The following is a 12,424-nucleotide window of genomic DNA, read 5'->3' on the forward strand; positions in this document are numbered from 1 at the left end:
ACGCCTTTTCAATTTATTAAGCTGCTTTTTTCCTAAAGATCGATAAGGTTTTCTTTGCAGGAATTTCTGCAAAAACCATTCCTGCGAAAATAAGCAGACAGCCAGTCAGGGCACTAAAGGAAAGTCTCTCATTCGCCCACATAAATCCCGCAGCGGCTGCAAACACAGGTTCCATGGCAAAGATCAGGGCTACTCTAGTAGGTGTTGTGTATTTTTGAAATGCCGTCTGTGCAAAAAATGCGATCGCGGTAGCAAATAGTGAAGTTACAATCAGAGCAGTCACCACATTAGTCTTAAGTAAGACTCCGGTTTCAAATGCCTGCTGCCAATTTTCTGTGAAAAACGCAAAAATCCCTGATAGTATTGCCACGGTCCCTACTTGTATAACTGTTAATAGCAGGGCTGGATATTTGCTGCTGTATTTCCCAGTGAATATAATATGAAGGGCAAAACCGACTGCACAGATTAATACATAGGCATCACCTATATTTAGCGAGACTTTATCAGTCATTGTAAGCAAATACAATCCCGCTGTTGCAATTGATACGCCTATAATGGCATTGAACCCTGGCTTAATTTTTAAAAGCATAAAAGAAAAGACAGGGACCATTACTACACTTAACCCCGTAATAAAGCCAGCTTTTGAAGATGTTGTATAAAGAAGTCCGATTGTCTGGAAAGCATAGCCTATAAATAAAAACAAGCCCATAATAACTCCAGAAATCAAAAGCTTTTTGTTTATTTTCCTTAACTGTTCTTTTTCAAAAATAACAAGCCAGCCTCCCAGCAGGAAAGCGGCAATGAAAAAGCGCACGCCATTAAAAGAAAATGGCTCAAGAAAAGCAATGGCGTTTTGTACAAGCACAAAGGTGGTTCCCCACACAAAGGCAACCAGCAAGAGGCTTACATCTGCAAATATAACCGGTCTATTCATATCCTTTTTGACCTTTCGTTCTATTTTTGCGGATGGCAGCTCTGGCCAATTCATCTGCTCCTTTGTTTTCGGAGCTTGGCACCCACTTCATAAAAAACAAATCAAATTGTCTTGTAAGCTCCAAAGCATTTTCAAGCAAGGGAACAAACTTTTTATTTTTAACGAATTCCTTTTCAACGGCTCGGTTAACGAGCTGTGAATCCGTTCGAAAGGAAACTGATTTGTATCCCTTTTCTATGCATATTTCCAGAGCATGAATAAATGCGCGGTATTCGGCTTCGTGATTTTCTATATTTCCTAACGGAATGGAATAGCGTTCAACTTGGCCATTATTTTTAATGAATATGCCTGCGCCGCTTGGACCTGGGTTTCCGGCACTTGCTCCATCGATATATACTTCAATCAATTAAACAGCCTCCTGATTTTAACAGCATTATGGGGTAAACTAAATGTAGTTTATCATAAAAATAATCGATAAAGTGAAACTTCAATCAGTGGAGGGCTTTATCCCCCACTTATCCTCCATTGATACCTCTGAGTCTTGAATTGGGGGGGCTTAATGCACGTTAGACTGCGATAAAGAAAAGGATACCAAAACGGCATCCTAATCTTTTACTGGAAAACGTTTAGCTATATAGCCAAACGGGGTATCAAGTATAGCTACTATAAATTTCAGCAAATAAGTTGTGATGAAAATTTGAATCCATTCCTCCATGGGAAATACACCGAGAAAAGCAATGCTAGTAAAAACAAGGGTATCCAAAAGCTGGCTGATCATGGTGCTGCCATTATTTCTGATCCAAAATTGGCCATCCTTTGGAAATTTCTTTTTTAAATAGGTAAAGATATAAACATCCGTAAATTGGCTGACTAAATAGGCTGCGAGACTTCCGGCAGCAATCCGCGGCAGAATCGAAAAAAGAGTGCTGAGGGGTTCCTGTGCAAAATCTGTTTCATGCGGTTTAAATAATAATACCATCTGCATGATGAGAGTCATGGACAGAAGAGTAAAGAAACCAAGCCATACAGCTTTTTTTGCTTCTTCTTTTCCGTACTTTTCATTTAGGATATCCGTAACGAGAAAAGCGGTACCGTACATAGCGTTACCTAAAGTAGCCGTCAGGCCGAACATTTCTATGGTTTTTACAACTTGAAGATTGGCCATAACAGTTGAGAAGCCAATCCATACGAATAAACCAGTCTTTCCGAAGAGGCGGTACATAGCCAATACTAATGTGAAATTAATAATTGCAAAGAGCAAACCAAACCATTCATTAAACATCATATTCCTCCTAGTTTTGTTAATGCGGGAGTTTGCGAACCGCAGGAGATATAAAATTGTCATTGACCATTATACCTTGAAATATACTCATTTAGTAATAAACTGAGTAAAGTATAATAAGTTCAACTATTGCAAACAGTTCTAATAATGATGACCAGCTAATAAAGTACAGAAAGGCTGACCTTTATGAAATATAAATTGGAATGGAAATATAAACTTAAAGGAAATGAGGATATATTATTTACTTCAGATTGGATTGACGGTGAATCAGCATTACAGATTGGAGAAGATATTGAAAAATCAGGGAAGGGCAAAGAAGTAATTTATTATGATGAAGCCGGCACTTCATGGAGCACAAAAGAAATGAGAAAGCTTCTAATGGAAGTGGAAGAGGATCCTCATGATATTACCGTATTTTTTGATGGCGGATTTAATAATGAAACCAGTCAGGCTGGTCTCGGTGCAGTAATATATTTTAAACAGGGCAAAAAAAAGTACCGTGTGCGGGCAAATGAGCTCTTTGATGAGATGGATAATAATAATGAGGCAGAATATGCGGCCATTTATTACGCTCTCAGCCTGCTCGAAGAAATGGGCGTTCATCATATGACTTGTGAATTCAAAGGGGATTCCCAGGTAGTATTGAAACAGCTTGAAGGTGAATGGCCATGTTATGAAGAAAATTTAAACCGCTGGCTTGACCGTATTGAAGAAAAAATAAAAAAGCTTGGTATCCTGCCAAGGTATAGACCCATTCCGCGCAATGAAAACAAAGAAGCAGATAAATTGGCCGGTCAGGCACTGCAGAGGAAGTTTATTAACAGCAAAATGCAAATCATATAATTGGGTAAAAGGAAGGCGTGAATCGTTTGAGCAGGAAGGAAATTATTAATGAAGTGGAGGAGCTGATGATCAGTTACTGCAAAGACTGCTTCCTTCATAAACACCATAAAGAGGAAAGAGGGCGCAGATATGCCCATCGATTTTGCATTAAAGAGTGTACAGTAGGTGAGAAAATTAAATCAATTGGCAGCAAACTTTCATAAATAATGGACGAAAATAAAAGGCTGGCAGATGCCAGCCTTATAATCGTTATATTTGAATTATAATTTTACAACGTTTGCAGCTTGAGGTCCGCGGTTTCCTTCAACGATTTCAAAAGAAACTTCCTGGCCTTCTTCTAAAGATTTGAAACCATCACCTTGGATAGCAGTGAAGTGTACGAATACATCGTCTCCGCCTTCTACTTCGATGAAACCGAAACCTTTTTCATTGTTGAACCATTTTACTTTACCGTTTTGCATGTTTACTTTTCCTCCTAAGCCTGTCAAGACACATCTTGTGCCTTAGATGAATATTACCACCTAACAAAACATAGAGCAGATATTTTATCTAATAACGGAAATATATTCTGTTAAATGATGATTATAATATACACGAATGGGCACTTTCCGTCAAGGAATTGAAACGCTTTTTTACAAAAAACATTAAAATATTTTAAATATTTTAACTTTTGTTAATTTGAGAGTGTAATGCAATGGTTACTCAGTGTTTTGATATCATAAATTATAGATTTTCTCATATTAATTAATAATTATCTTGTTGCCAAAGGGTGAGGAAAATGTATCGGTTTTCCATTGAGAATCAAGATTGGATCTTGAGGTTTTCACCCAACATCCAAATGGAAGCGGAAGAAAAGCAGGCCATCATCAGCTCAATCCTGCAGCTTGGCAAGGACCTCCCTCTATACTCGCATGGAGAGTCTTTTATTATTATGAATGACCAATTAGGCATCATAGTATTTAATGTTGAAAAAATACCATCCATGATTTTGACGGTTTCCAACATTGTCACAGAAAATAAATGGTACATCCAAAAAAATCTGACATTAAAGCGCTATCGAAAAGAATGATCGGCAAAAGCCGATTTTTTTTTGAGAGATAAAAAAGTATAAAATTTTGTACCTCGATAACTGTCTAGCGCAAGCAGCCTACCCCCTCGAGGTCACAAGTCTGTCTAGTTGCGGCTCCTAGGGACGAAAGACTTGTCAATCCCTTCCAGAAGGAAAGAACACCTTCTTGCAGGGCTCGTCTTGTGCTTGTCGTCCCTAGGCAGTCGCCTCCACATTACGGACAACCCTCCCAAAAAGGCAAAGAACGCCTTTCCGTGAGGCTCGTCTTGTGCTTGCCGGGGGTGGGGAAGGCGCTTGCGCTATTCTTATTGTGAATAGGTTTAATAGGTAAAAAATCACAGAGTCTTCCGCCTTATGCAAACGCTTTCCTTTTTGGATTAATATATAATTGCAGGAATCTTTAAATAATTTATAAAGGAGGACTTAGATTGAAAGGGTATAAACAGTTTATTTTTCTGGCCGCAGCTATAATAATGGCGGCATCCAATTTTTTATCCCCATTTATGCAAACGATTGCATCGGCCGAAAAAACAACACAACAAGGGCTCGGTCAGACTACAGCAGTCACTATCCATTATCAGCCTGCAGAAGGCAGCACAAAGGATTGGAATTTATGGGTATGGCCTAAAGATGGCGAAGGTCAGGTTTTTGAATTTACTGGTGAAGATGAATTTGGACTTACTGCAGAGATTGTACTCCCGGGAATCCATGATGAAGTTGGATTTATTGTCCGCACTGACAGCTGGGAGAAGGATGGGGGAGACCGATTCATCAATGTACAGAGCGGCATTGATGAAGTATGGGTGAAAGCAGGCGATGAACATACATATACATCACCGCCTGATGGTGAGTACAGGGACTTTCCAGCATTTGAAAGGGTGAAGGTAAAACTCCACTACTTTCGATATGACGGTAATTATGAAGGCTGGAATTTATGGACTTGGCCAGAAGGCAAGGATGGCAAAAGAGTTGATTTTACATCAGTAGATGATTTTGGGAAAGTTGCTGAATTTGAGCTTGAAAATCCGGAAGGTATGAAAAAGGCCGGATTTATAGTCAGGAAGAGCATGGAAGGAAATGACTGGGCAGGCAAGGAATTTGGTGATCGCTTTATTACAAAGTTCGATGAAAATGGGAATGCAGAAGTATGGATTGTTCAGGGAACAGAAAGAATTTATTACAATCCAGCGTTTATTGAAAAAGATCCAAAAATAGTGAATGCTTCTATGGATACTTTTAATCAGATTACGCTTGAAACCAATTTTCCTTTCCGGTGGAAGGATTGGGAATCCATAATTGAAATTGACAATGCCGATATTAAAGAAGTTGACCCTTATGACGGGGACGAGGAAAAGGATTTTACAAATAAAGTAAGAGTGATAACAGAAGAAAAACTAGATTTCAGGCAATCATATAAAATCTCTGCAGTTTCATTCGGAGAGGCAGAGGTGAAGATTGGGGATATTATCAGATCAAAGGAATTTGATGATGCTTTCTATTATAATGGGAAGCTGGGAAATCAGTATACGAAAAATCAAACCTCCTTCAGGCTTTGGGCCCCTACAGCAAGTGAAGCATCGATAGTGCTTTATGACAGCTGGGATGATCAGACCGCTGAAGAACTTCCTCTTAAAAGAGGTGAAAAAGGAACGTGGACAACTGTTCTAAAAGGTAATCAAAATGGACTGATTTACAATTATAGAGTTAAAATCGGAGGGGAATGGACAGAAGCGACTGATCCCTATGTCCGGGCTGTAACAGTGAATGGCGACAAGGGCGTTGTAATGGATCTGGATTCAACCGACCCTAAAAAGTGGAATAAACAGAAGCCGAAGTTAAAAAATCCAGAGGACTCCATCATTTATGAAGTTCATATACGGGACCTTTCGATTCATGAGAACAGCGGTATTAAGCATAAGGGGAAGTTCCTTGGGGCTGCTGAGAAAAGCACTTTAAATTCAAAAGGAGCAAAAACAGGTTTAAATCATATAAAAGATCTTGGAGTCACACATGTTCAGTTCCTTCCGATTTATGACTACCGGACAGTTGATGAAACCAAACTGGACGAACCACAATATAACTGGGGCTATGATCCTAAAAACTATAATGTGCCGGAAGGCTCGTATTCTACTGATCCTTATGATCCAGCTGCAAGAATTACGGAATTGAAGACAATGATTCAGGAATACCATAACGAGCAGCTGCGGGTTGTAATGGATGTTGTTTATAATCATGTGTTTGCAGTGAATGAATCCAGTTTCCATAAGCTTGTTCCAGGCTACTATTTCCGCTATAACGAAGATGGAACACTTGCCAATGGCACAGGAGTCGGCAATGATACAGCTTCGGAAAGAAAAATGATGCAGAAATTTATTGTCGACTCTGTTGCCTATTGGGCTGAAGAATACAATCTTGATGGATTCCGCTTTGATCTGATGGGCATTCATGACACTGAAACAATGAATAAAGTAAGAAAGGCATTGGATAAAATTGACCCTACTATCATTATCATTGGGGAGGGATGGGATTTAAACACACCACTGGCAGCTGAAAGGAAGGCAAATCAGAAAAATGCCGAAGATATGCCTGGTATTGGCCATTTCAACGATGGCATCCGGGATGGTTTAAAAGGCAGTGTGTTTGATGAACTGGATAAAGGTTTTGTAAATGGCAAGCAAGGCATGGAAACCTTTGTTCAGCAAGGAATTGCAGCAGGCTTGGATTATCCGGGTACAATGGCCACATACAAAGATCCTGAGCAGGCGGTTACATATGCTGAGGCACATGATAATCACACTCTTTGGGATAAGCTTGAACTGACCAATCCAGATGCAGCGGAGGAATCAAGAAAGAAAATGCATAAACTAGCATCTTCCATTATACTGACATCCCAAGGAGTCAGCTTTATTCATGCAGGCCAGGAATTCATGCGGACAAAATACGGGGATCACAACAGCTATAAATCCCCTGACAGTGTAAATCAGTTAGACTGGGACCGCCGAACTGATTTCAGCGGGGAAGTTGACTATTTTAAAGGTCTGATTAAACTCAGAAAGCATTATAAATCGTTTAGAATGACAACAGCTGAGGATATTCAATCAAAGCTTGAATTTATTGATGCCCCGGATAATACGGTGGCTTATAGACTGGATGCAAAAGGCCTAAAAGATAGAGCGAAAGAGATTGTTGTAATCCATAATGCAAATACAGAACCAGCCAAAATAACACTTCCAGGCAAGGGCCCTTGGCATTTGCTTGCAGACGGAAAACAGGCAGGGATAAGAACCCTAAAGATATATCAGTCAAAAACAATTGAAGTGCCTTCACAAACAAGCTTTATTCTAAAAAGATAAGTAACGGAGGAGAATCCTGTCAGGGGGTTCTTCTTTTGTTTTGCTTAGCAGAACACGATTGTTTTAAAAAATTTCATAACTATATAGGTATTTTAACTCCCTTTGCTAAATTTTTAGGTTAATATTAAAATAGATGTCTACAATTTGTTCTACAATGCAAAGGGAGCTAAAGTATGAAACTGATAATCGCGGAAAAACCCGATCAGGGTATGACGCTGGCTTCTATTTTTAAAATGAAGAAACACCAGGGATATATTGAGATCCTTCCGAACGATATATTTCCCCAAGGGGCTCATGTTACTTGGGCTATAGGCCACCTATGCCAGCTGTCTGCCCCTGAGAAATACAAGAAGGATTGGAAAAAATGGTCATTGGATACATTGCCCATAATTCCGGAGCAATTTCAATATGAAGTAACAAAGGATAAAGCAAAACAATTTAATATAATCAAACAGCTTGCTTCTAATCCTAATTTAACAGAAATTATCCATGCTGGTGATGCAGGGAGGGAAGGCGAGCTTATCATCCGGAATATTCTAAGGCTTACCGGTACCAGAGTGCCCATGAAAAGACTCTGGATCTCTTCCTTGACACCTAAATCCATAAGGGAAGGATTTCTTGCCCTGCTGGATGAAAGTGACACAAGGAACTTATATTATGAAGCCTATACGAGAGCATGTGCCGACTGGATTGTTGGCATGAATGCTTCACGATTATACAGTCTTCTTCTGCAGCAGAAAGGCTTCTCGGATGTTTTTTCAGCAGGAAGGGTTCAGACTCCCACTTTAGCTTTAATCGTAAAAAGAGAAATGGAAATCCAGAATTTTGTTTCCGAACCTTTCTGGGAAGTAGATGCACAGTTTAAAGTAAACGGGAAAAAATATACCGGCAAGTGGGAAAAAGATGGGGAATCAAGAATTAAGACGAAGGAGCTTGCCGAAAAGATTGCGGCATTCTGCAGGGACAAAGATGCACAGGTAGAAGATGTGCAGGCCGAAAAAAAAGAATTCCTGCCGCCGATGCTTTATAACCTTTCTGCATTGCAGGCAGAAGCCAACCGCAGATTCAAATTTCCGCCAAAAAAAACACTTGATGTATTGCAGAAGCTTTATCAAAAAGGAATCGTTTCATATCCTCGTTCTGATTCCAGGCATGTAACAGAAGGAGAAGCCGAAATGTTTCCGGAGATCCTCAGAAAAATGGAAACAAAAGATGAGTATAAGGAATTTTTCCCTTTGCCTTCAAGCTCGATTTTGCAGAATAAACGGTATGTGAATGATAAAAAGGTAACTGATCACTATGCCATTATTCCGACCGAGCAGGTGCCCGACCTTGTAAAATTATCTTCGGATGAAAAAATTCTCTATGACCTGATCGTAAGGAGCTTAATAGCTGCACATTATGGAAAAGCTGTAACAGAATATACAACTATTAAGACCCTTGCAGATGGAAGAGCTTTGTTTTTATCCAAGGGAAAAGTACAGCTTGAAGAAGGCTGGAGAAAAGTGATTCCGCAGCAGGAGAAGGAGAAGGAACCGATTCTGCCGTTATTGCAGGCTGGTGATCAAGGTACAGTTTTAAAGGCGGATGTAAAAGAAAGCAAAACCCAGCCGCCAAAAAGGTATACTGAAGGGCAACTGATAACACTGATGAAAACGGCCGGGAAGCAAATTGAAGATAAGGAACTTGAGAAGGTCCTTATGAAGACGGAAGGCCTCGGAACGGAAGCTACAAGGGCGGGAATCATCACAATGCTGAAGGAGCGCAAATACATTGATATTAAGAAGAATCTTGTATATGCAAACTCCAAAGCAAAAATCCTGATAGAAGCAATAGGCACAGAAATACTGGCTTCTCCAGAAATGACAGCCAAATGGGAACAGCGGCTGAAGGATATTTCGGATGGTCAGGCATCCCCCAAACAATTCATGGAGCAAACCAATAAAATGGTAGGCCATTTGATTTCCGCCTCCATTGAACATGCGGGAAAGTGGACATTCTCTGAGGAAGATAAAGAGGGGTTCACGCCTGGGAAATTCAAGCAAAAAAGAGCAGCCAATCTGGGCAAATGCATGCTGTGTGATGGTAAAGTTGTTGATAAGGGGAGCTTTTATGGCTGCTCCAATTATAATAAAACAAAATGCACTTTCACTATTTCCAAAAGCATTATGGGCAAGACGATGACTCAGAAACTGATCAAACAGCTATTGAAGGATGGGGAAACAGAATTAGTTGAAGGTTTTACAAGCAAAGGAAAAGATAAAACATTTTCAGCTAAATTAACCTGGGACCGACACGAGAACAGAGTCAAATTTCTCTTCCCGCAAAAGACCTGATTTTGCCTGCTGCAGCATCTTTCCTTGTCTCTATTTTCCAACTGTAGTAAAATCGTTAAAGTCCTATATTTATTTATGAAAGATATAAAGTGAACATGCGCTCTGCGCTTTTCTAATATTTGAATTTATCTTTGAATTTTGAGAATTGTCTAGCTCCAGCGCCTACCCCCTCGAGGTCACAAGCTTGTCTTGTTTCGGCTCCTAGGGACTCGGGGTCATAAGCCTCCACATTTCGGGCAATCCTCCCAAAAAGGCAAAAAACGCCTTTCTGAGAGGCTCGTCTTGTGCTTGAGGCCCGCAGGATGCGGGTCATGCAGACGTTGCCACAGGACGTGGCGTTCTTAGTCTGCGTTCCTTTGTGGGCAAGGCGCTTGCGCTTTTCTAATTGGCAGGAGGTTGTGTAATGCCAACACCAAGTATGGAAGATTACATTGAACAAATATATATGTTAATCGAAGACAAAGGATATGCCAGAGTTTCTGATATTGCCGAGGCTCTCGCTGTACATCCCTCTTCTGTGACAAAAATGGTTCAGAAGCTTGATAAAGATGAGTATCTTGTTTATGAAAAATACCGAGGGCTTATTTTAACGCCAAAAGGGAAAAAAATCGGCAAGAGGCTTGTATATCGGCATGAACTTTTAGAACAGCTCCTGCGTATTATTGGAGTCAAAGAAGAAAATATTTATGAAGATGTGGAAGGCATTGAACATCACCTGAGCTGGGATGCCATCGACAGGGTTGGCGACCTGGTTCAGTTTTTTGAAGAAGATGAAAGCCGCATTGGAGTGCTGAGGGAAATCCAGCGTAAAAATGAAGAAGAACAGTAAAAACCTGACTGCTTTGCGTCAGGTTTTTTCATGTACTGTTACTGTTTTAATAGAAGCTGGGGAAATCATCAAAAGATGACGCATAGGAAGGATTTAGATACATAGAACCATCTTCGTGTTCGTAAATTTGAATACCCTCAATCAAGCCTTCTTCAGCCTCCAATAGTGCTTTACGATAAGAAATGATCCGTCCTCCGGATGTCTGGAATGAAATAATCTCATCATTGTTGTTTCTGTAGACTGCTGTCAGCTGTTCGCCGTTCATACAAAACTCTCCTTATTCATTTTCTATCAATATTGTTGACGTTTTTAACATTTTATAATCAGAGGTATTTCTGATAATCTTAGCGAATTTATAATATTGGGAACTTTTTTAATGGACAATCGTATGCATACACGGGGGGATATGATGAGCACTTTTAACTGGTCTGCAGAAGCAGAGAAGCTTTGGGATAAAAATTCGGAATCATGGAATGCAAAGAGCGCGTCAATGTGGGAGGAAGGGAGCCGAAAGGATATTATCTCCTTCTTCGAAAGGCATGTCAAAAAGGGGTCTGCCGTATGTGACCTTGGATGTGGAGATGGGTATGGATCGTACAAACTTGCTTTGGCTGGCTATAAGGTTATCGGGATTGATGTCTCTGAAGAGATGATACATAAAGCGGAAAAACTGAACGAAAAAACTGGTGCGGTATTTAAGAAAGAAGACATTTCCGATCTTTCGCTTGAAGAGAATGCACTTGATGCGGTCCTTGCCATCAATTCACTGGAATGGACAGAGAGCCCGCTGGATGTATTAAAAGAAATTCAGCGAACTGTTAAGCCATGCGGAAGGGCTTGTATAGGCATTCTTGGTCCAACAGCTGCACCCCGGGCTAACAGCTACCGCAGGCTATATAAGGAAAAAGTTATCTGCAACACCATGATGCCGTGGGAATTTGAACAGCTTGCAAATGAAAATGGATGGTCAAAAATTGATGAAATGGCTGTTTATAAAAAAGCATCAGACCAGCTTTCAAAAGGCTCGCTGACTGATGAGCTAAAGCAATCATTATCTTTTATGTGGATCTTTATACTTGAAAACAATAAAAATAAAGGGATGGGAAAAGAATGAGCAGATATTCAATTGAAGAGTTTGTAAGCCAGACGAAACAGCAGGATAAAGGAGAAGGATTATTTGAACTTGAAACACCAAGGATGCTCGAAATTAATTTAACCAGCCAGGTTTGGGCTAAAGCAGGGGGGATGGTCTCCTACCGCGGCCAAATTAAGTTTGAGCGCGAAGGGATTCTCGAGCATGGCTTAGGCAAAATGTTCAAAAAGGCACTCACTGGTGAAGGCACAGCATTAATGAAAGCTACAGGCAATGGGAAACTGTACCTTGCAGACCAGGGAAAGAAGATTTCAATCCTGAATCTCAATGGAGATGCCATCTTTGTAAATGGGAATGATCTGCTTGCATTCGAGCCTTCCATCAGCTGGGACATTAAGTTAATGAAGAGGATGGCAGGCATGCTTGCAGGAGGTTTGTTCAATGTCCGTTTAGAAGGAACAGGAATGGTGGCTATCACTTCTCACTATGAGCCGCTGACACTTTTGGTTACTCCTGATAATCCGGTATATACAGATCCGAATGCGACAGTTGCATGGTCAGGTACACTGCAGCCCGAATTTGTAACAGATGTCTCTTTTAAAACGTTCCTTGGAAGAGGAAGCGGAGAGTCGATCCAAATGAAGTTTTCAGGTCGGTTTTGTAGTAGTTCAGCCATTTGAAGAAG

At 40.4% G+C, this 12,424-nt stretch carries 12 protein-coding genes and 1 pseudogene; 8 read left to right on the forward strand and 5 right to left on the reverse strand.

The genetic code is table 11. The annotated features are described in order from the left end of the window. Positions 1-16: 16 nt before the first annotated feature. The 3 genes from ACEQ1T_RS12015 to ACEQ1T_RS12025 all read right to left on the reverse strand — a co-directional run bounded on the left by ACEQ1T_RS12015 (position 17) and on the right by ACEQ1T_RS12025 (position 2,216). A complete protein-coding gene (locus tag ACEQ1T_RS12015) occupies positions 17-934 on the reverse strand; it encodes a DMT family transporter (protein WP_206838053.1) in 918 nt (305 codons plus the stop codon). Beyond that, the gene (locus tag ACEQ1T_RS12020; RefSeq protein ID WP_206838051.1) at positions 927-1,340 is read right to left on the reverse strand and encodes a reverse transcriptase-like protein; all 414 of its coding nucleotides are present in this window, start codon (positions 1,338-1,340) and stop codon (positions 927-929) included. Before ACEQ1T_RS12020 ends, ACEQ1T_RS12015 begins: the two co-directional genes overlap by 8 nt. 198 nt (positions 1,341-1,538) lie before the next feature. Beyond that, positions 1,539-2,216, reverse strand: a complete 678-nt coding sequence (locus ACEQ1T_RS12025) for a queuosine precursor transporter (protein ID WP_206838049.1) — start codon at positions 2,214-2,216, stop codon at positions 1,539-1,541. Between the two features lie 186 nt (positions 2,217-2,402). Here ACEQ1T_RS12025 and ACEQ1T_RS12030 point away from each other — a divergent pair, with 186 nt between their 5' ends. Continuing rightward, positions 2,403-3,059 carry a reverse transcriptase-like protein gene (locus ACEQ1T_RS12030; protein WP_206838047.1) on the forward strand — a complete coding sequence of 219 codons (657 nt, stop codon included), beginning with the start codon at positions 2,403-2,405 and terminating at the stop codon, positions 3,057-3,059. A 26-nt stretch (positions 3,060-3,085) separates the two neighbouring features. After that, complete coding sequence (locus ACEQ1T_RS12035) at positions 3,086-3,262, forward strand: zinc-finger domain-containing protein (protein WP_206838045.1); 177 nt, start codon at positions 3,086-3,088, stop codon at positions 3,260-3,262. Positions 3,263-3,319: 57 nt separating this feature from the next. Here ACEQ1T_RS12035 and cspD read toward each other — a convergent pair whose 3' ends face one another. Next, positions 3,320-3,520, reverse strand: a complete 201-nt coding sequence (gene cspD, locus ACEQ1T_RS12040) for a cold-shock protein CspD (protein ID WP_009791749.1) — start codon at positions 3,518-3,520, stop codon at positions 3,320-3,322. Between the two features lie 317 nt (positions 3,521-3,837). On the opposite strand from cspD, the gene ACEQ1T_RS12045 reads away from it, so the two are divergent. From ACEQ1T_RS12045 to mntR, 4 genes are all read left to right on the forward strand, one after another. Further along, on the forward strand, positions 3,838-4,128 hold the full coding sequence (locus tag ACEQ1T_RS12045; protein WP_206838044.1) for a hypothetical protein: 291 nt from the start codon (positions 3,838-3,840) through the stop codon (positions 4,126-4,128). Positions 4,129-4,556: 428 nt separating this feature from the next. Next, entirely contained in the window at positions 4,557-7,481 is a 2,925-nt protein-coding gene (pulA, locus tag ACEQ1T_RS12050; protein WP_370223105.1) for a type I pullulanase, read from the forward strand. 173 nt (positions 7,482-7,654) lie between these two features. Then, the gene (locus ACEQ1T_RS12055) at positions 7,655-9,817 is read left to right on the forward strand and encodes a DNA topoisomerase III (RefSeq protein WP_370223106.1); all 2,163 of its coding nucleotides are present in this window, start codon (positions 7,655-7,657) and stop codon (positions 9,815-9,817) included. A 403-nt stretch (positions 9,818-10,220) separates the two neighbouring features. Next, positions 10,221-10,646: a transcriptional regulator MntR gene (gene mntR, locus ACEQ1T_RS12060; RefSeq protein ID WP_206838039.1), complete on the forward strand. Its 426-nt coding sequence runs from the start codon at positions 10,221-10,223 to the stop codon at positions 10,644-10,646. Between the two features lie 46 nt (positions 10,647-10,692). On the opposite strand, the gene ACEQ1T_RS12065 is transcribed toward mntR, so the two are convergent. Next, positions 10,693-10,911, reverse strand: coding sequence for a DUF3892 domain-containing protein (locus ACEQ1T_RS12065; protein ID WP_206838036.1), 219 nt, complete (start codon positions 10,909-10,911; stop codon positions 10,693-10,695). Between the two features lie 144 nt (positions 10,912-11,055). Between ACEQ1T_RS12065 and ACEQ1T_RS12070 the strand changes: the two genes are divergently transcribed. Together ACEQ1T_RS12070 and ACEQ1T_RS12075 are read left to right on the forward strand one after the other, a co-directional pair. After that, entirely contained in the window at positions 11,056-11,760 is a 705-nt protein-coding gene (locus ACEQ1T_RS12070) for a bifunctional 2-polyprenyl-6-hydroxyphenol methylase/3-demethylubiquinol 3-O-methyltransferase UbiG (RefSeq protein ID WP_206839283.1), read from the forward strand. Further along, positions 11,757-12,424, forward strand: a pseudogene (locus ACEQ1T_RS12075) (AIM24 family protein); the annotation flags it as partial. The gene ACEQ1T_RS12070 and the pseudogene ACEQ1T_RS12075, both read left to right, overlap by 4 nt.

This window comes from Cytobacillus sp. (genome assembly GCF_964223445.1).
Lineage (GTDB): Bacteria > Bacillota > Bacilli > Bacillales > Cytobacillaceae > Cytobacillus.